Here is a 21,588-nt window from a genome sequence, read left to right on the forward strand (position 1 = left end):
ATGGGATTTGCACGCATTGCCACCCCCACGATACCAGGATTTCAACTGCTTAATGCAGAAGACCTTGAGTTACCGATATCCAGTTTCCAGTTTTTAGAAAGCCTGCAGGGCCCGACGATCATTAAATTAAAAGGCAAAACGCGGCGACGTCGCGCTGTTCTCACACTGCTGCATGGCAACGAGCCTTCGGGTTTTCTTGCGCTGTACAAATTACTCAAAGAAAAGTTTGAGCCCCTTGCCGACACCACTTTCTTCGTTGTCTCTGTGCCCGCGGCCATCGCCGCTCCCGGTTTTCGTTATCGGGCTTTGCCACAACACAAAGACATCAATCGTTGTTTTAAACCGCCTTACACAGGTGACGAAGGCCATCTGGCAAAGCAGTTAATCGACTACCTGGTTGACCTGGCACCTGAAGCCATCGTGGATGTTCACAATACCTCAGGCAGTGGTCCGGCGTTTAGCGTTAGCCGACGAATAACACCCATGCACCAGGCGTTGGCTTCGCATTTTACCCGCTGGTTTATTCATACTGATATTGAGTTGGGGGCCGTCATGGAAGTGCCCTTTTGCTGCCCGATTGTCACGATAGAGGCAGGCGGCGCACAGGATGACAGTGCACATATTAATGCTTACGAAGGCCTTGTGTCCTATTTATCTGCGGAAGATGTCTATCAAACTCGTCAGGATATCGAAATCCTGCAGCATCCTCGCCGGCTTGAAATACACAAACAGGCGACTCTGGCATTTGCCGAGCGCCCCGTATTTGGGGCCAGTATTACCATTCGTCAGGATATTGAACAGCGCAACTTTGGTACCACCCAACCCGGCGACATTTTGGGCTGGGTAGACCACGAAAAACTTGAACATTTTCGTCTTGGCGGACACCAGGCGGGTGAACTGGTTGAACACTATTTCAGTGCCGAAAACAACCAGCTTACCGTCATTAAACCGCTGAAGTTTTTCATGGTTACCACGCGCAGTGACATTGCCAAAAGCGACTGCCTGTTGTATTTCATCGAAAGCGATTAAACGCCATCGGATAAGCCGTTAAACAGAGGCGCTAACGCCTGCTTAACACCGGTTTTTCTGCGCTGCTGTAACGCTACGGCACTGCGCAATGTACTCGGTTCAGCCATGATCACACAACCGCGTTTAGCCCGGGTCAGGCCGGTATATACCAGTTCGCGGGTACAAATCGCTGCCGCCTGTTTAGAAGGCGGTTCAGGTAAACACAGCAATAGCTGCGCGAACTCTGAGCCCTGGGATTTGTGAATTGTCATGGCATACACAGTTTCAAATCGCGGTAACCGGGTCAACGGGACCGCCCGAAAGGCGCCGTTATCACCCACAAACCAGGCTTTGAGTTGCCCATTTGCCGCAGGCCACACAATCCCGACATCACCATTAAATAACCGCAAACTGTAATGGTTCTCCACCACCATAATGGGTTTACCCCGGTAAAATTGCCCGGCGCTCCCCGTTGGTGACATCAGGGTTTCGATACGTTCATTCAGCGCTATGGCGCCAAACTCGCCTTGTCGAAACGGCGTTAACCAGCGCACGTTTTGTAGCGCCTGCATCGCCTCGCTTAAACTTCCGGCCTGATTAATGGGTTCAAAACAGGCTTTCGCTGTTTGGGCAAACTGCTTTTCCAGGCTCTGCGGTTCACACCGTGACACGCCCTCAAGATTGACCACGGACTGCGGTTTCACCACTTCCAGGCTTTCGACCAAGGTTTGCGCGTCACCTGCAGAAATCGCACTGGCGGCCTCTGCCAAATCCCCCCCAAAGCGTTGCGCATTGATTAGCGTGAAATGACAATCCGGACTATCGCTTTCATTTGTATTAAGGGCCGGTAAGTGCGGGCAAAGTTTAGCACATTGCGCTGCAGCACTTGCCGATACCGTGTCACATGCGCTTTTATCGATGGCGGCCAGTATGTCACCCAACACATTCCCGGCTTCTACCGACGGTAGCTGATTGGGATCACCGACCAGAATAATACGGGTATCGGGCGACAAGGCCCGGAACAACCGGGCCATCAGCGCGAGATCAATCATGGAGCTTTCATCAACCACAACCACGTCCGCATTAAGCGGCCGGTCGGCGTTGACCCGACAATTAATGCCCCAGCGCGGCATGCCTAACAACCGGTGTAACGTCATCGCTTGCTGACGTACCTTATCGCCCAGACGGGCCAACGGTTCGTTGCCCATAAAAGTGCTTAATGCCGCATCGATGGACTCCGACAAACGCTGGGCCGCCTTACCAGTGGGGGCTGTGAGCATAATAGATAACTCACCGTTCCAAGCCGATTGCATGGCCATCAGCAACCTGGCGATGGTGTAGGTTTTACCGGTACCTGGCCCACCGGAGATAATCGCGAAACGCTGATTCAAACTGAGTGCAGTCGCGACCTGTTGCCAGTCCTGTTCTGCTACGGGTTTCGAATTAAACAACGCAGGCCAGAGATCCGAAACGCGCTGATATTGCTCGTCATCAAGAGGAACAGGCGATAACCTTGCCGCGATCCCGGCTTTGATATCCTGTTCGAATTGCCAATAACGAGCGCTGTACAAACGGTTATCAATCAGATGCAATTTACCGAATAACGACGGTGATGCTGCTAACTCGCCAGCTAATGTAAGCAAACTCGGCAAAGACGAAAACAGCCAACCAGATCCTGCTTTTTCCGGCGCAGTAAACAGCGTTTGGTCAGCAATATCGTCGAGTATTAAACACGCATTCCCCTGACGTTGGCTTACACTCAATGCCAGTAACACATGAAACGCTTGTGTCAGATCGGTTTCAGAGAAGACCGCGTCCTGTTTCAGCAAATCACACAAGGTTTGCGCGAAATAAAAATCAATGGCCTCAATATCTGTGAGCGCCGCATTGCATTGGGAGAATCCTGAATACATCACAGTGCGCTCCCTGTATTTGAACCAGTCTTAACCAGTGTTTGACTGCCGGTAAGGGCCTTTTCCACTGCCAGCACCATACTCACTGGCAATTGATGATAAAACACACCGCTGTGTTCGCTGTGTTGCGTCGACATACCGCGCAGATAGAAATAATACACGCCGCCAAAATGCTGCTCCGGGTCGTAGACAGGAATACGCTTTGCCAGAAAACGGTGTAACGCCACGCTGTATATCAGGTACTGCAGGTCGTAATTGTGCTGCATGTTATTGAGGGCCAGATTATCTGGCTGATAATGGTGCTCCCCGACGCCCAGATAGGTCGATTTGTAGTCGGCAACGTAATAGCGATCACCGCGTTTAAATATCAAATCAATAAAGCCGTGCATCATGCCCGCCAGGGCGCTCCCTTCCAGGTTTACCGGCAGTGGTTGCTCAAGCACGGACGCCCTGTGCTCCGCGAGCGCTTTACTGAGCGCGTGGCGCTTGACGGCGTTAAGCGGGAAGTAAAACTCTGCCTCCCTCAGTGTGTGATGCAGCGGCAAGCTACTCATACTGAAACTCTCACCCTGAAACGCATCCTGTAACGGGGTATCCAGTACGTCCTCCAGCCACTCAAATAACGCTGGCTGCTCGTGAGCTTCAATGCCATAGCGCTGCGCAATAACCGGAGCGGTTTCCAGCCAGTCCGGTTCGCTGAAATCCAGTTCTTCTAACATGTCGTGCAGTAAATTCCCGCTTTGCGCGCCCGGACGCAAGGTGTATCTGAGCAGTTCACTTTGTTCAGGTGACACCACTGGATCTGGCGCTGTGACCTCATTGATTTCAGACTCGCGCTGACGAATACGCGTATGGGCGACCTGTCGGGTTAACGCCGAGAAGGAATACAACCGCCATGGGTCGTCCAGCGCGCGATCAAATTGCTGACATGCCAGCGGCACTGCTGGCTCAGACGGTAACGTCAAATCCCGGTTATCTACGGATGATATACAGGCAGTGTGTCCTTCCCCTTCGCTCAGCAGTGCCTGAATAGCTTCCTCCCAACTGGAAAACTGGTCACGCGCCAACACCTTACCCAGTGACGACAATTCGCTTTGCAAGGTCTCTGCTACGCCCAGATAACAGCGATGGGATGAACGCGTAATGGCCACATACAGTAAGCGCATGCTTTCTGCATCGGCTTCGCGCTTGACTCTCTCCAGCAACTGCGGACCGGGCCCCAGTATCTGCTGTTGTTTTCCCTCACTCTCATCGTAATAGCGCACGACATCTACCAGCGTATTGCCAAACCGGGTCGGGTCGCGGTATTCCGACGCAAAAGGCACAAAGACAATGGGGTATTCCAACCCTTTGGAGCCGTGTTGTGTCACTATCTGAATAAGTCGGGCATCACTTTCCAGTCGTTGCACCTGCTCCTGCGCCTGACCCGGGTCGAGGACCTGCCTGCGCAGCCAGTTCAAATGGTGGCCAGGCTGAGGATACCCTTTGGCGGCGTCCTGCAATACTTCCGCCAAATGCTGATAGTTAGTCAGACTGCGCTCCGCGCCCGTCTCTGGCGGCATGTACTGGTGCTGAAGTAAGCCAAGCAACATGCTGAGCACACCCTGTCGTTGCCATACCGCGCGCCATTCACTCAACTGGGTTAACAGCGCATCCCAATCGGCCGCATCGTCATTTTGCAATAACTCATGCACTTTGGTGGTAGGTAAGCCAATAAGGGGACTGGACAAGGCTGACTGGACCAGGCGCATATCATGGGCGTGCCAGATAGCGTCCAATACACGCAGCACATCAACCGCTTCAGCGCTTTCAAACAGACTGTTGCGATTCGACAGGTACACGCTGGGTAATCCATGATGTGACAACGATTGCTGAACAATGCGCGCCTCGTTGCCGTTTTTCACCAGAATCGCGATATCACCGGGTTGAGTGAGCTTTGTGCCTAACGTAACTTCACTCAGTAACCGTAAAATTTCCCGGGTGAGCAATTCAGCCTGTTCAATGCGGACTTCGCCTCTCGGCGGGGCTGTTTTAGGACCAGTCGGCGGGCTATCGGTTTGTTCATCGTCCTGTGGTAACAATAAAAACGTCAGCGCCGCTCTGTCAGCCTTGGGATCACTCAGCGGCACGCTGGCCGCTTTTGCGCCCGGACTGGCATTCACGGGCTCGTAGCCTATCTCAAAGTCAAATAAATCGCGGCGCGCTTTATTGAGAGGATTGCCCCAGAACAAGCGATTGTAGGCGTTCACCATAGGCGCAACTGAACGCCAGTTGGTATCCATTACCCATCGGTATTTGGCCTGTCTGGCCGCGGCGAGGTAAGTAAAAATATCACCGCCGCGAAAGCCGTAGATGGCCTGCTTGGGATCGCCAATCATCAGCAAGGCATGCTTGCCCTGCTCTGTTGCTTCGGAGGAATACACGTTTGCCAGAATGTGGTACTGATCGGCGTCGGTATCCTGAAACTCATCCACCAATGCCACCGGATACTGGCTGCGCAATTGCACACTCAAGGGACTATCGGGCGAGGTGATTCGCTGGGCCAACATGCGGATCAAGTCATTGAAATCCACGTGTTGCAGCTGGGCTTTCTGCTTTGCTACGTGCTCGCGAATAAACGTAATGCCTTGCAATACCACCTGTAGCGCTGGCGCTTTGTTCAACTGTTTGTTGTACGCTTCGTTCACCTGTTTCAGGCTTTTTTCCAGCCGCACGCGAAAATCTTTGAGTGGTTCAATTGCTGCCTTCGCTTCTTCCATGCCTTCCCGTTTGGCTCTGAAGCGGTTGCCGTTTACAAACTGCCCGACTTCTCTTGGCACAGTAGAAAAGTCACCGCCCTCCAGCCAGTTTAAAATAATGTCCCATTCCTGGGCGCGCTCGGGCTTATTTTGGATCACGGTTTCGTGAAATAGCCCCGCCTGAGTGAGCAGTGACTGGCACAACTGAGCGCCTTCTTCGCTGTAGCTGGCAGACACGCTTTTTAATTGTTCCGCAAATTCCTGATTAATAGTTTGTGTATCGGTGCAACCAAGGTCACCACTACTGTCAAACAAATTGCCAAAGCGGCGAATAAAGCGCTCTGGCGAGTGCCAGCTCTGTTGTTGGAGCAGAATGAAAGCTGGCTCATCATGACTGACTTTACGGAAGAAGTCTTCGCAGGCTAGTCGATACAATTCACGGGTATCGGTTGCCAGCGCCAGCTCTAACGGGGTCGCTGATGTAAAGGCCATATCGCCCAGCACCCGATTACAAAAACTGTGGATGGTAAACACAGCGGCATCGTCAAGCTCGAGCAATGCTGCTTGTAACAAGGCAATGCCCTCTTCGCCAGGCACAGCACGATACACGGATGCCATCACTGGATCGGCTTTTTCAGGCAAGCCCTGTTGATTAGCAATTTGCCAGAACGCTAATGCCTCACGAAGTGTCGCTGCAATCCTGCCACGAATCTCTTCGGTAGCCGCTTTGGTAAAGGTCATCACCAGAATCTGCTGCACTGGCAGGCGCATTTCCAGCAGGAAACGCAGGTAAATACGCGTGATGTTGAAGGTTTTACCCGTACCGGCGCTGGCTTCAATTAAATGGCGGCCTGTTAAGGGTAATTCAGCAACGTTCAGATGAGAGAGGCTCATGATTTCGCTCCTGAAATTGCCTGGAAAAAGGGTTCATACACCTGAGCAAGCAGTGACAAAGGCAACGCCTCTGCTTCAGGGAGTGTCGGGTAAAACCACGCCAAATACGGATTATTGCCCAGCACACTAAAGTCGCTGTTTGAATCGGTGAGCGAAGACCAGCGTTTTTGCACTTCTGGATCCAGCTGCCAGTCATCGCTGTCAGTGCGCATATTGGCATGTTTTGCCAGCACTTCTGCCAATGCCAGATGCAAAATGGTAGGCGATTTCTCTATCTGACTAAACGCCAGCGAAATGCATTCCAGTGTGGCATTCGCCTTGTCAGCTGTCATGGCCGGCACGGTCACTGATCGCGTTGGATAATTATCTTTTTTCCAATCCACGAAGTAGAGGGTGAGTGGCACATTTGCGCCCTCACTGTTCGCAACCAAGGCAGTTAACCAGGCCTGAAAGCTGCGATGTATAGCATGCTGGCCAACATGGTACATCACCAGTGAATCTTTGCTCAGATCACAGTACGCAGAGAGCTGAATCTGTCCATTGTCGAACTGATAATATTCCCGAGTGGTGGCATGCTGCGACACGGTGTCAGCCAGCACCTGGGCGGCTTGCTCCCATTGCAACAACTCAAGTTCGGTAGTGGGGGTTTGTGGCACCCGCCCACTCAACTGATAACGCTGTGTCAGTGAGGCATCCTGGCTTTCAGTACGATAATATTCCACCATCCCCTCAACAAACTGATAACGGGTGAGTTTGTCGGTTTCAAACGGCTCAGCATCGTTTAGCACATCCATTTGCATTACCAGTGAGACGCCTAACTGCTTAGCCAGCCAGGCTAACGGGTCGCGGAAGCATTGTGTCAGTTCCTGTGTGGTCAGGCTGCGTTTTTGCACTGCCGATGGCAGAGTTAGCGACGATGCTTGCTCGTCTTTGTGTTCCGGATTGACCATTGCCTGGGCTAGCCTGAACCAGCCCGCTGAGAACCCTGGCTGCGAGGGCGCAAAGGCGCCGGGGCTGAACGGGTGTAAGGCAACCTGCGCGATGGCCTGACTGTCGTCCCATCCATAGCCTTGCTGCAAATAGTCCATCAACTCCTGGAGCACCAAACTGGGCTGACGTTCAGAATTATCTACCGCGCTTCGCCCCTGGTAACTCAAAAATAAATGCTGGCGGGCTGAAATCAGCGCTTCAAGGAACAGATAGCGATCTTCCTGACGACGCGAACGATCGCCCAGCCGCGCGGGACAGCGCGCCATAATATTAAAACTGCCCGGCGGATTACTGCGCGGAAACTCACCATCATTAAGACCCAGAATAGCAATCACCTTGAAAGGAATACTGCGCATGGGCAACATAGAACAAAAGGTCACCTGACCGGTCATAAAGTGGTTGCCCGCATCCGGCGTGCCAAAGCGTTTGTTGAGTGTATCTCTGACCTCAACCAGGCTAAGGGCTTCGTCGAAAGACGCTTGTTCTGCCTGCAATGCAATATCCGCAATGGCCTTGCCAATGCTTTCCCAGCTGTCGTTGTCGTCCTGAGAAGGTGCGAAGCAATCGTCTCTTAGCTGATGTAAATAGTCGGTCCACTCGCTGGGCGTGCGCGGCTTTTTCAGTTGCTGTGTATGCTGAGCGAGCTGCTCCAGTACCAACATAAGACGGCCCAGTTCTACGCTTTGCTGCCCTTCTACATCAGGCACGGTAACGCAGTCTGCCAGTAACTGTTCGTGGTCCTCGGCGACCATCCCTAACATCAACCGTTTAAAGCCCCAGGCCCAGCTAAACATGGGGCTGCCTGTGACCTGTTGGGAGCTCTGTGCTTTGTGCTCACCATCCAGCCCCCAGTGGATATTCGCCGCTCGTAGCCAGTGTTCAATCACAAGCAGGCTCTGTTCGGTCAGGCCAAATTTCTTCTGCAGCGGCGTCAAACTCAAATATTCAATAATTTGATTAACGCTGAACCGGCTATCGGGCAGTTGAAGCAATGACAGAAATGCAGCAATCAGGGGCTCCGCATCAAGCGGTGAGCGGTCTGCTACGCTACAAGGTATGCGCGGACTGGCGTCGTCTTCAAATCGCTGTTGGCCAACCCGTGCAAACACGGCATCAATGAATGGCGCATACTGCTCGATGGCAGGACACATCACCAGTACATCTTTGGGTTGTAGCGTGGGATCTTGATTTAGCAATCCAAGTAAGTGTTCGTGAAGATGCTGTACTTCTCGTAATTCACTGTGTGCTGAACTCACAACTATGCTGCGATCATCTGCCTGCCAACACGATAGGCCATTTGCTGTGCGCGCCTCCAGAATATCCTGTTGCATCAGGTTTAGCAGTTGCGGTACATGGTCGTCTTCATCTGGCGCAGGTACATCAAACGCACTGATTTCGTAGCTATCTAACTGAGTTAATTGATTGAACAGATCCCGCCCCTGTTTACCCAGATTAGCTAGCAGCGGATTGTCCTGATTCTGCGCCATCCAGGCTTCAATACCTTGCTCTCGCAGAATGCGGGCCTGTTCACCACGCCCTGCAACGTTACCCCAGTAATTTACACAAGGGTTTAAGTGAAAAACGTGAACGTCAATCAGCGCTGATAACGCATCTAAAAAGCCAACAAATTGCGGTGCCATGGTATTGATGGCAAACAGTACGATGCGTGATGGCAACCTGGCTTTTAGTTTATCGGGTGACGCTTTCAGGCCTTCTATTAACTGCTCGTACAAGCGCGCGGGATACAACGGCGTTTCCGTCACCAACGCTCGCCACAGGCAGGCTTGCCAGGGCTCATCCGGATCATCCGTCACGGACTCATGCTTCTCCCACCCTTGCAGCCAATCGGGCCTGTACAGCAAATACTGCTCAAGTAAATCTGCAAAATTTACCGCCAATTGCAATTTACCGAGGGCGTGATCAGAAGACAGGTAATGCGCCACTCTGGCCATGTCGGGTTGCCTGATATGCTCCTTATCATTCAGTAACTTATAAATGCGCCAACGCAACACCTCCCGCCGATAAGGTGACTCCCGGGGAATGCGTGCCTCGCCTAATACAGTTCGGGCGATATCCCACATAAACCGCACGGGCAGCGGATATTGGATGTTCATGGCGATGCCCTGTTCCTGGGCAAGCTGCATATTCAGCCAGTGCTGCATGCCGGGACTTTCGACAAGAATGATGTCCGGCGTAAATCCTTGTGCGGGCTGCTGGGTCAGTAACGTCGACAAAAGCACACTCAAATGCTCGAGTTTGTTCGAAGGATAAAGTGTTAGCAAGCCTGTTTATTCCTGTTTTATTGTTGTTTATGCATTCACAGATGACACAATATCAGAACGACTGATGATCCGTTTCATACAGTTAACACTGAGGCCAAGTATGCCTTGAATCGAATATGATAGAAATATGCAGGAAAAGAACTGGTGATTTATTAAACAAACGCGTATAGTGCAGCGCGTGGCAAGCAGAGATAAAAAAACCCATACAGACCTCAGGACACGAAAAATCTGTATGGGGAAGGTTACGGGCCACATCCTAGCAACTTTGAGCCGGCGTTGCCTGGCACCGGCCAAAGTTAGCGCTAGCACGCAGCGCAGTTAACACTTAATGTATTGCAGAATAGATGCCAAAATAAAAAATAAATACAAATCATAACCTTAACATTATTCTAACAGTGTGATTGTATAATTTATTCCTCAATGTGGTGCACGCGCACCGCAAAAGAGCACTTAATAGTCCTTCATCCTGCTTCCTTGCATCTCCGAAGAGCAAACACAATATTTTTCCCCACCGAGACGCGATAATTTCTCTGTCTTTTCAGTTTTGCGTTACAAGCTGCCATGCTACCATTTGTATTAATTACACGACTTGCAGGATAAGCCCATAACTCCCTGCCCGCGTATTGTTTATGAATCAGGCAATGCGCTAACTATTATAAAAACCGGACACGAATATGCTGACACAACAACAACTTAACACTATGCTGTCGCTACAGAACAACATGAACATCAAAGTTAACCCTGAATGGCTTACTGCGGGTTATGGCTACCTGCGCGCAGCCATGGTGGAATCAGTTGAAGCGATTGACCATCACGGTTGGAAATGGTGGAAAGCACAAGAGAAAGATCTTCCTCAGTTGCAAATGGAACTGGTTGATATCTGGCACTTTGCGTTATCGGCCAGCATCATCGATTACAAAGGCGACATCGAAGCAACTGCAACCGCACTGGCTTCACAATTGGCAGAAAATACCCCACATGTTCAATTTGACGGCCAGTCTTATTCACCCGCTGGTTTGTCGTTGCTGGATAACCTGGAATTGATGACAGGCTTATGTGCGGCCAAGCGCTTTAGTGTTCCCTTGTTCATGCAGATTGTGATGCAAAGTGAGATGACGGGTGAAGAGCTATATCGCCAGTATGTTGGCAAAAATGTGCTGAATTTCTTCCGTCAGGATAACGGATACAAAGCAGGTACCTACGTAAAAACATGGGATGGACGTGAAGACAACGCACACCTTGTAGAAGTGCTGGATAGCCTGGATATGAACGCCCCGAATTACGCAGACCTGGTTTACAAAGGTCTCGCAGACCGATACCCAGCTTAATCCTAAAAAGTTCAGCCGCTTCGTATTGCGGATTGCAAACTCAGCCAGGGCGTATTTACGGGCTCTGGCTGAATTTATTATGCCGTTTCAGATACACTGCCGCAATAAACCATTAATGCTTTCACTTTATCCGCGTTCCCCGGATGAACCCAAATTCACTACATCGTATTCTTACGCGTAACTGAAAAATGCCACGGCGAAACAAACTGAAAGAGCTAACATCCATTTGAGATATTTCATTTTTAGCCCTTATTTCCTTCCTTAATTTTTCCACTCTATCAACTCTAAGCTAAGTGTAAGCTATTTATTTCAATGGATTTTATTTCGTGTGAGCAATGATTAATTTACAGCTCTATTGAAAATCAGGAAGGTATTCTTTACTTTTGAATTAACTAAAAGTGTATAATTACAACACCAACTACATTCTTGGTTTGTCCACCTTGTTCATCAAAGGCTTTCAAAAATGCCAGCATAGGTCGCGACAAAATCGGAAACATCCAAAATATGATGAAAAATCAACAACGTAAAATTCTGCAAATAAGTCAAGTTGACCTAAAAGCCGAAATCACTTTGTAATATTGAGTATAAAAAACAACTATCAATCCAAAAAATGCCTGGTATTCGCTACATTTTTAGGAAATTTTGTAACAACGAAAGTAAACTTTCATGTATCATTACAAATAAACCTTTGTACCCTTACTTTAATAAAGCGTGGTGAAGACTTATGTCACAACAAGATAGCAATACTCTGAACAAGTCATATGACAATAATGCAATACAGGATCGCTCCATTGTTGAGGAATTAGCCGATGCTAAAAAAGAAATTAACGACCTTAAAATGCAGATCATGTGGATGGAACGTCAGTACGAATAAGCTTTAACGACGGCCAAATTCAATTGGAATTGACTGCTTAACGTTCCATAGCATAAACACATATAGTCAGCCAATCACGCTGTATAGCATCATGGTTATGCAACAGTTGATTGGCTGATTTTTTATGTCTGCTTTATTTGATATGGGTTGAGCTGGGGATTTACGTCACACAGATTTTGGCGGCGACACGAGACACGTCACCGCCCTTCAATACTTAGTTACCGTATTTGTCAGCCAATTTTTGATAATCCTGACAGGCTTGGGTTTCTTCATCCGCATTCATCAGGGTGTCACAGTCCCGGGCAGCCATAGAGTTTAAGCACGCCGTGGCGGGCTCTACCAGATCCTGAAACTCGTGTACTTCGGCGATGGAGGTGAATTGCGTGCACATTTCACCTACCATGTTTTCGACCATTCCCATCATGGATGCCGGTATGTCATCGTTCATGGAAATTTCTTTTTGAATACAGACTTTCACTTTATTACATAAGTGATTAGCGGCGTCGTTCAATTCCTTAGCGCCCGCCAACACCTGAGAAGAACTCAGTACAAATACACTGACTAACAATCCTTTGCGCAACATAATTGCCCCCTGTTTTGGTTAATTTTCCCACACTATTTTGTCATCATACCCCTGATTGATGACATCTGGAAAGCGTTCTTCCAACACATGACGCTTTACTTTCAATGTTGGCGTAAGCAGTCCGTTCTCAATGGTCCAGGCTTCCATCATTACAATCAGTCGGTCAAGCCGTTGATGGCTTTCCAGTTTTGCATTTACGTGGGCCAGTGTTTCATTCAGCGAGGCGGTTACCTGATGATCTGGTAATTCCTGACCTTCTTCCGATAACACCAATAAGGCAATGGGCTGTGCCAGGCTGGCGCCAGTGACACACACCTGTTCAATTAGCACATTCTCCATCAGTTTCGCCTCTATAGGCGCTGGCGTCACGTACTTACCTTTGGCCGTTTTGAAAATGTCTTTGATCCGCCCGGTTATTTTATAATAGTTATCGGCATCTACCGTGGCTTTGTCACCGGTGCGCAAATACCCGTCTTCGGTGAAGGCTTCTTTGGTTTTTTCTTCATCCAAATAATAACCAAGCATGTTTGCTCGGGACTTCACCAATAGCTCACCTTCTTCCGACAATTTAATATCAACACCACTCCAGGGATGGCCGATACAACCGATTTTGTCGTGACGAAATGGCAGTGACGCGGTGCCCAGTGCTGCATTTTCGGTCATGCCCCACCCTTCGCAGATTTCCACTCCCAGGCGAGCAAACCAGGTAATCACTGAAGGAGGGATTGGCGCTGAGCCACTGGCGCAGATTTTGACTTCAGATAACCCCAGGCCGGCTTTAATTTTGCGCTTGATCAGGCTGCTAACGATAGGAATACGCAATAACATATCCAGTTTTTTCTGTGGCAGCTTGTGCAATATACCCAGTTGAAATTTCGTCCACAGTCGCGGCACAGATACAAACAATGTCGGTTTACAATGCTGAACATCACGTTGGAATGTATCCAGTGACTCAACAAAAAACAGCTGCATGCCAGCATGCAATGCTGCCATTTCCACCAATACGCGCTCAGTGATGTGGGCCAGCGGCAAATAGCTCAGTAAACGATCTTGTTGAGATAAGCTTAAGTCACCTCGTCCTACAGTGCCTGCCCAACTCATAGAGTCAAAGGTGTGCATAACGCCCTTTGGATGGCCTGTGCTGCCAGAGGTGTAAATAATCGTCATCAGGTCGGTCGCATTCGGCACCGGACTGTCTGTCATTGCCGGACAGTCTAAAAACTCTGCCCAGTATTCGTCTGCTTTGATACCGGGGTATGGAAAAGCGACAGTTTTTATCTCTTCGGGTATGGCAGCAATCTGATTGTCAGCATCGTCGAGTTTACCGATAAACACGACTTTCACGTCTGCGTGGTTTAATACATATTGAATGGTTTCAGTGCCTGCAGTGGCAAAAATAGGCACGGAGATGTGCCCCGTCATCATGATGGCCAAATCTGTCATGATCCACTCTGCACAGTTTTTTGCCAAAATAGCGATGCGGCTGCCTTTTTCCAACTGCATGGCTTCAAGTCGATAAGCGATACGTCGTACCGTATTCGCGACCATTTTCCAGTCGTATTCCTGGTACTCGCCGTTCACGGGTTGAACAAAACAGCGGCTGTCAGGTGTGGTGGTTTCCCATTTGTACAAGCACTCAAGAGGTGTTGCCGTCACTTCATTTGGCATTAAAAGTCCCTCGGTAGGTAAAATCATTATTATAATTAACATCAACTTTACAAAAACCTTGTGAAGAATGCCAATGAAAACAAGCTCAAAATGTTGCTAAGTTAACGGATTGTGCATAGATCATGACCATTTATCGATTCGACATGCATTTAATAGGAATAGGCATTGTGTTCGTATCTCAATCATGGTCTTTTATATTCATGATAACTACACTGCGTGAAGGACACTCACCATGAAAGTGACAATCAATAAAAACACCTTCGATTATGACGGCGATCCGGCGATGCCACTACTGTGGTTCATTCGTGACGACCTGAAGATGACAGGCACCAAGTTCTCCTGTGGCATGGCCTTATGTGGCGCATGCACTGTGCACATTGACGGAGAACCTACCCGCTCTTGTCAACTCCCCATGTCAGCCATTCAGGGCAAAACGGTAACGACCATCGAGGGATTATCGAAAGACGCTTCACACCCGGTGCAGGAAGCCTGGCGGGAGCACAACGTGCCCCAATGTGGTTATTGTCAGAGTGGTCAAATGATGCAGGCGGCTGCATTGCTGAGTAAAAATGCAAATCCCAGCGATGAGGACATTGAGAGTTACATGTCGGGCAACATTTGCCGTTGCGGTACCTACCCGCGTATTCGGGCGGCAATCAAAACGGCAGCAGGGAAGGTATAGTCATGACTGAAACTATCTCTACGTCACGACGCGCGTTTTTAAAACGCAGCGCCACAGCCTCTGGTTTTACACTGGGCCTGACCCTACTACCCGCCTCTCGCCCCAGTGCGATGTTCGCTGATGCACCCGCCTCAGAGAGCCTGACACCAAGCGTATTTATCGCCATTCATAAAAACGGTGACGTTGACATTACCTGCCACCGTTCTGAAATGGGCCAGCAAATTCGCACCAGTATTCCCCAGGTAATTGTGGAGGAACTGGGTGCTGACTGGCAACACGTTAATGTGGTACAAGCAACCGGCCACCCTAAATATGGTGACCAGAATACCGATGGCTCGCGCAGTATTCGACGTAACTTCGACCGGTTGCGGGAAGCGGGAGCCACCGCTGCATACCTACTCCGCGCTGCGGCAGCCAAGGGCTGGCAAGTCGATATTAACGATTGTGACGTTGAAAACCACCACGTTAAACACACACCAAGTGGCAAGCGTATAGCGTTTGGTAAACTGGTGGCAGTTGCCGCCACATTACCGCTCCCCGAACCTGACCAGCTTACCCTCAAAGCCCGTGAAGACTGGCAGTCCATTGGCAAGCCCATGCGTAGTCTGGACATTCATGCCATGACATCAGGTCAGGCTGTCTATGGTCAGGACGTCATTTTAGACAACATGTGCTTTGCGGTTATACAACGTCCCCCTGTTGTGTTCAGCGGGGTGGAATCGGTTAACGATGCTGACATCAAAAAGATGTCGGGCGTAGTGGATGTTATTACGCTCCCCGCACCGGAAGCGCCAGCCATGTTTAAACCACTGGGTGGCGTAGCCGTGATCGCGAACAATACCTGGCAGGCCTGGCAAGCCAGTCGCGCACTAAAAATTAAATGGTCAGACAGCCCTAATGCCGGCTACGACTCTGCAGCGTACCGTGAACAGCTGCTTGCAACTGCAACCACGCCTGGTGAGGTTGTGCGTCAGCAAGGTAACTTTGCGGAAGCGAAACAACAAGCCGCATCGTTAATGGAAGCACAATATTATGCGCCTCACCTTGCTCAGGCGCCGATGGAGCCACCAGCGGCAACCGCCGTTGTTACCGAAGATAAGGCCGAAATCTGGGCCTGTACACAAACACCACAATCTGCCCGACAGGTTGTCGCCGCGGCTTTAAATCTGGACCCTGAAAATGTGACTATCAATGTTACGCTGTTGGGTGGTGGCTTCGGGCGTAAATCCAAGCCTGATTTCGTAGTAGAAGCGGCACTGCTAGCCAAAGCGATGAAGCGGCCGGTAAAAGTGGTGTGGCGACGTGAAGATGACATTCAGCACGGTTACTTCCACACGGTGAGCGCACAAGCGCTAACCGCCACGTTAAACGAACAAAATCAGGTTACTGGGTGGCTGCACAATTCCGTGTTTCCGAGTATTTCGTCAACGTTTAACCCCGCCGCCAACAAACCCAGCGACGGTGAACTGGACCTGGGAATGGTGGATACTCCGTTCAACATAGAAAATCTGCAGTTGGAGCGCGGTGAAGCGGAAGCGCACGTGCGAATTGGCTGGCTCCGCAGTGTCGCCAATGTTTACCACGCCTTTGCTATTCAGTCGTTTGTAGATGAAATTGCCCAGCGCACAGGTAAAGACCAACAAGCCTTACTGCTGGAACTGATTGGCCCTGACAGACACATAGACTTTTCAAAGAGTAATGCGAAGTACGGCAACTACGGCGATCCGCTGGAAGACTATCCGGTTGACACCGCACGCTTAAAAAATGTCATTAACACCGTTTGCGAAAAGGCAAACTGGTCTAAGCGACACGAGCAAGGCCGCTTTTTGGGGCTGGCTGCGCATCGATCTTTCCTGACCTATGCAGCGGTTATCATTGAAGTCGACGTTGACGACAGAGGCAACTGGTCAATTCCCAAAGCCTATGTTGCATTGGATGCCGGTACGGTCGTCAATCCGGAACACGTTCGCGCGCAATGTGAAGGTGGGCTGATTTACGGCATAAGCTGTGCAATTGGCCAAATTACCGCTTCCAATGGCCAGATAAATGAATCAAACTTCCACAATTATCAGGTAGCCAGAATGCCGCAGACGCCGGTCAACGTTGAGGTCATTATCGTTGAATCAAGTGCGCCTCCGGGCGGTGTAGGTGAACCACCTACTCCTCCGGCAGCACCAGCTTTGGCAAACGCGTTGTTTGCCGCCACTGGCCAGCGATTGCGTGAATTACCTTTACCGCTTACGGTAAAAAAGGCTTAAATTGACGGTGTGAAACTGTCGGAAGGTTCGCGCCATTGCTTTAACAGCAATGGCGCGACTGTTATTGCATCTACCGGTTTTGAAAAATAATAGCCTTGCAAGCGAACACATCCCTGATTCAGTAAGTACTGTACTTGCTCGGAGTGTTCTATCCCCTCAGCAATACAGTCCATTTTCAGGCTTAACGCCAAATTAATGGTTGTTTGAACCAGTGCATTTTCTTCCTTACTTTCCTGAATGTCGTCAATAAAGCTTTTATCTATCTTCAGAATTTGCAGCGGGAATCGCTTCAGGTAGCTGAGAGACGAATAGCCGGTACCAAAATCGTCCAGTGCAAGCTTAAAGCCCGCATCGCGAATACGAGTCAGTTGATTAAGCACTTCATCAGACTGGTCAATTAAGACGCCTTCAGTGATTTCAAATCGAATGGACGAGTTGGGCAAACCGGCGTCCCTTAACAGCTGTTCTATCAGGTCCAGGTCGAAATGGGTTTTAAAATGCAGCGCTGACAGGTTTATTGACACATAGCCTTTGAACCCTTGGGCATACCACTGTTTCATATCGTTCACTGCCTGGGTAGTAGCCACGCGCGTGATCTCAATTATGTGGCGCATTTCTTCCAGCACAGGAATGAAGTCCGCAGGTGAGATCCACTCATCCTGATAATGGCACCGCAGCAGCAGTTCCACGCCTTCAGTTTGGCCGCTGGATATGTTTATAATTGGTTGGTAATAATTGATAAAGGCTTGTTCCTGATACGCAGACTTCACCCGGTTTTCCAGCGCCAGACGCTCTTTCGCCCGCTCGTTCATTTCTTTGGTGTAATAAATAAAAGCGCTTAACGTATCTTTCTTAGCACTGTACATGGCCACGTCGGCCTGCTTTAACAATTCAGCGGGGTCTGTCGCGTCATCGGGGAAAAAAGATATTCCCACCGAGCAGGATACCCTTAGCACTTCTTTACCCAGCGATATGGGCGTCTCAATGGACTCAATAAGCTGAGAAACGAACGAAGAAACCGACGCTTCGTTGTCAACTTCTTCCATCACGATCACAAATTCATCGCCCCCTAACCGCGCAACCGTATCGCTTTTAGACGCTAAGTTGAGCATGCGGTTGGCAATTACCCTTAACAACTTATCGCCATAGTCATGGCCCAAAGAATCGTTAATACCTTTAAAGCGATCCAGGTCGACAAATAATACGGCGACGGTATGTTCATGGGTAACGGCATTGGCAATAGCATGCTCGAGGCGGTCCAATAACAAGCTGCGATTGACTAATCCGGTAAGGTTGTCGAAGTTAGCAATCTTTACCAGTTTACGTTCTGCATTCTTCTGCTCAGAAATGTCTGAAATCACCACGAGGTAATGGGTGGTTTCATTGTCTTTAGCCGTTCCCTGCATAACATTAATATCAATCAGCACATCGTATTTGCGCCCATCGGGCATCACAATGCTGTCTTCCCCTTTCCATACATCATCGGTTTTCAGTAACCTTAGTTGACCTGCCAACTGACGTTCTAGTTTAGGGTCCTGCTGATATAACCTTTGCAGTTGTCTGTCGAGCCGGTCTTTGTCTGTAATGCCAAATGCACTCTCAAAAGCCGGATTTGCGGCCACCGCTCTGTGATGCTGATCAAATATCACTACCCAGTCGCTGGTGTGTCTGAATGCATTACCAAATAACTTCACCTGCTGTTGCGCTTGCTGTAATCGCACTAACTGCAAATGCCGGCTAACCAAATAAGCCCCAAGCAACGTGATAAAACACAACGCGTACAAGGTGTAAGCCAAAGGCGACAAAAACGGCGGGTAATCGACCTGAATCGTCAAACTTACCGGTAAGATTGTCTGGTCGCTGTACTGCCCGGCAGGCATCACTTCAAAACGGTAATTTCCGGCTGGTAGAGACGGTAAAACGACCTTGGTATCGAAGGTGGTGTCTTCACTCAAGACCTGTTTGCCACTGCTCAGTACATAACGGAATCGCGTATCTTTTTGAGCACTGAATTCCAGCGGAGAAAACTCAATCGTGAGCCCATAGTCATCGTGCTGTAACGCAATATGCCTGCCAGCCAGGTTTTGCTTGGGTAACCCAAGATTTCTTGACGACAAACTAATTCCGCTAATAACTAACTGTTTGGCGTTTCGTTGCAGCACTGCTTTTTGATATTCAGCGTTAATGACATTCGGGTCAAACATCACCACACCACGTGGTGATCCGTAAGCTATTCGGCCATCTTGCAGTTTTACATTTGCACCTTGGTTAAACTCAGCAACATTCAACTCTCGCCCGTACTGGAAACGTTTAAAGGTAAGCTTGTCTGGCGAAAAACGTTGTAAGCCGCTGTGCGAGCTAAACCAGATGTTGTTGTCCTTGTCTTCCAGCAAGCCATAAATGAATGCGCCTTTGCCTAAAATGTCTGAACCAAAGTAATACCGTTGTTGATAATTTTGGACATCCAACCCAACTAAGCCATAGCCGGGGTAAACTACCCATAAGATGTTGTTATGCAGTAGCACCGAATCTGGCGCGAAATCGCTGCGACGAACCATGTCTGGTAGCTGGTGCAACCGTTCTGCCTTTTTAGTAACTATGTCGTAAGCCCATAGCCCATCGAAAGTAGCCAGCAGCATTTGAGACGCATTCACCGGATTAATCCCAATAAAGTTTGTCGATAAGTTTAACGATATCTGCCGGTTTAAATCGGTCAACTCTTCCAGTTTTTGGGCCTTAAAATCATATTTGTAGAAGTTGTCCCCTATGAAATACGCATTGCCCTCTGCGTCCTTTGCCAATCCTGTCATGAAAGTAGCTTCATCTTCTCCCCTGCCAAACGTAAGTAACTTAACGTCACCCGTTGATTTTCTGAATTCATATAAACCGGCATAGGTCTGAAGCAACAGCACATCCTCTCGCAACGGGAATATCTGTTGAATAATGTGCATACTGTAAGGTGGCGGCGTACCCTCACTTTGCAGATAAAATGTGCTTGATTTAGCCACTGGGTTATAGCGTGTCAGACCGTTATCAGTGCCAATCCACAGGGTGCCGTCGGTATCCTCGTATAGCGCCCATATGTTGTTGTCTGACAGCACGGTGGTGTTCGTGCTATAACGCTGATTTTGCAACATGGTGAAGTTTAGACTTTGCGGGCTCCAGTAGAAGGCACCACCAATATAGGTGCCAATCCACAATCCATCGTTAGGGGCCAATGCCAAAGCCCTGATATCCTGACGGGATAGCGCCTCTAATCCGGTAGCGGGGTCCAGCGCATACTCAGCATGCCAACGCCCTTTCTTCATTTGCATCCGCACCAAACCGATATCTGTCCCCAACCAAACCAGGGAATCATTCGCCTGCTTGATTTGCCAGATATTGCGCTCCGCTATTTCAAGACGCGTGTCAGCAACGAACCGATTTTCAGCGCGTACTGCCTGCTGAAGATTCTGCACAGGCATCGAGTACAAACCTGCGACTGTGCCAATCCACAGCCGACCAAAACTATCTGTCATCAACGATTTTGCATTTAGATTGTCCAGATTGAACTCAACATCTGCACGGTGCTCTACAGGCAAGAACCGGAGCTTTGAAACAGGTTCTCCGAAATCCACGTTAGCAACAAACATACCCGACGATGTCGCCATAACCAGTGTCTTATCGATCAGCAACAAATCGCGCAAATACGGCACATTATTTTGCTTTTCGGTGTCGATGGCGTAAAGGATAGTTTGTTGCTGCGTAGACGTGTCGTAGTGAATTAACATCTGCTCGAACAGCATCAGCATATTACCGTCAGGCAATTCAATGAATTTATTCACTAATTGCTGATATTCGGGGTTGTTAATGTATTTCAGTTGGAGAACAGCACTGTAGGTGTTGGTGGTTAAATCTAATTTATAGACCCCGCGACTGGCGGTGCTGATCCAAAGCTGTCGGCTGCTGTCCTGGAAAACAGCATTTACCGGTGTCGAGGCAAGTACACCGTCAGGCCCCTGCACATGCTCCACTCTATAACCGTCGTAGCGGTCTAGCCCACCATCCGAGGCAACCCACAGAAAGCCATCGTGGTCGATAAATAACTGATTAATACTGTCCTGGGCCAACCCCTGTTTCGTTGACAGCGGAGTGGTGACCGGAGAAGTCAATATGGGCTCTTCCGGCAGCACTATACCCGCAGCGCTAACGGGTAACGCTATTATGCTGAATACGCTCAGTGCTATTAACTGTTGGAACAACGCCCACAACCTGTACCCATACATCACTTGTACTCACATTTCCCTGTTAACAGGGTATTATTTTTCTGACGTGAAAATTCACAGCCTTGTATTATATAAATAGCATATTCAGCCTTGAATTTGTACGTT

At 49.3% G+C, this 21,588-nt stretch carries 11 protein-coding genes; 5 read left to right on the forward strand and 6 right to left on the reverse strand.

Annotated features, from left to right (window positions below):
* Entirely contained in the window at positions 1-1,029 is a 1,029-nt protein-coding gene (locus tag BUB81_RS09380; RefSeq protein ID WP_084526399.1) for a M14 family metallopeptidase, read from the forward strand.
* Here BUB81_RS09380 and recD read toward each other — a convergent pair.
* The 3 genes from recD to recC are packed head-to-tail and all read right to left on the reverse strand — an operon-like array spanning position 1,026 to position 9,825.
* The gene (gene recD, locus BUB81_RS09385; protein WP_073321894.1) at positions 1,026-2,921 is read right to left on the reverse strand and encodes an exodeoxyribonuclease V subunit alpha; all 1,896 of its coding nucleotides are present in this window, start codon (positions 2,919-2,921) and stop codon (positions 1,026-1,028) included. The genes BUB81_RS09380 and recD overlap by 4 nt on opposite strands.
* Entirely contained in the window at positions 2,921-6,553 is a 3,633-nt protein-coding gene (recB, locus tag BUB81_RS09390; protein WP_073321898.1) for an exodeoxyribonuclease V subunit beta, read from the reverse strand. Before recB ends, recD begins: the two co-directional genes overlap by 1 nt.
* Positions 6,550-9,825: an exodeoxyribonuclease V subunit gamma gene (gene recC, locus BUB81_RS09395; RefSeq protein WP_073321902.1), complete on the reverse strand. Its 3,276-nt coding sequence runs from the start codon at positions 9,823-9,825 to the stop codon at positions 6,550-6,552. Before recC ends, recB begins: the two co-directional genes overlap by 4 nt.
* A gap of 674 nt (positions 9,826-10,499) precedes the next feature.
* On the opposite strand from recC, the gene BUB81_RS09400 reads away from it, so the two are divergent.
* Both BUB81_RS09400 and BUB81_RS22125 read left to right on the forward strand, forming a co-directional pair.
* Positions 10,500-11,153, forward strand: coding sequence for a dUTP diphosphatase (locus tag BUB81_RS09400; RefSeq protein ID WP_073321905.1), 654 nt, complete (start codon positions 10,500-10,502; stop codon positions 11,151-11,153).
* 724 nt (positions 11,154-11,877) lie between these two features.
* Positions 11,878-12,027: a hypothetical protein gene (locus BUB81_RS22125; RefSeq protein ID WP_175555791.1), complete on the forward strand. Its 150-nt coding sequence runs from the start codon at positions 11,878-11,880 to the stop codon at positions 12,025-12,027.
* Between the two features lie 214 nt (positions 12,028-12,241).
* Here BUB81_RS22125 and BUB81_RS09405 read toward each other — a convergent pair whose 3' ends face one another.
* Together BUB81_RS09405 and BUB81_RS09410 are read right to left on the reverse strand one after the other, a co-directional pair.
* Positions 12,242-12,610: a hypothetical protein gene (locus BUB81_RS09405; protein WP_073321908.1), complete on the reverse strand. Its 369-nt coding sequence runs from the start codon at positions 12,608-12,610 to the stop codon at positions 12,242-12,244.
* A gap of 18 nt (positions 12,611-12,628) precedes the next feature.
* A complete protein-coding gene (locus tag BUB81_RS09410; RefSeq protein WP_245819151.1) occupies positions 12,629-14,278 on the reverse strand; it encodes an AMP-binding protein in 1,650 nt (549 codons plus the stop codon).
* 232 nt (positions 14,279-14,510) lie between these two features.
* Between BUB81_RS09410 and BUB81_RS09415 the strand changes: the two genes are divergently transcribed.
* Both BUB81_RS09415 and BUB81_RS09420 read left to right on the forward strand, forming a co-directional pair.
* On the forward strand, positions 14,511-14,960 hold the full coding sequence (locus BUB81_RS09415; RefSeq protein ID WP_073321914.1) for a (2Fe-2S)-binding protein: 450 nt from the start codon (positions 14,511-14,513) through the stop codon (positions 14,958-14,960).
* A gap of 2 nt (positions 14,961-14,962) precedes the next feature.
* Positions 14,963-17,218, forward strand: coding sequence for a xanthine dehydrogenase family protein molybdopterin-binding subunit (locus BUB81_RS09420; protein WP_073321919.1), 2,256 nt, complete (start codon positions 14,963-14,965; stop codon positions 17,216-17,218).
* On the opposite strand, the gene BUB81_RS09425 is transcribed toward BUB81_RS09420, so the two are convergent.
* Entirely contained in the window at positions 17,215-21,459 is a 4,245-nt protein-coding gene (locus BUB81_RS09425) for an EAL domain-containing protein (RefSeq protein ID WP_175555792.1), read from the reverse strand. The two genes, BUB81_RS09420 and BUB81_RS09425, sit on opposite strands and share 4 nt — an antisense overlap.
* Positions 21,460-21,588: the final 129 nt, after the last annotated feature.

This window comes from Marisediminitalea aggregata (genome assembly GCF_900129565.1).
Lineage (GTDB): Bacteria > Pseudomonadota > Gammaproteobacteria > Enterobacterales > Alteromonadaceae > Alteromonas > Alteromonas aggregata.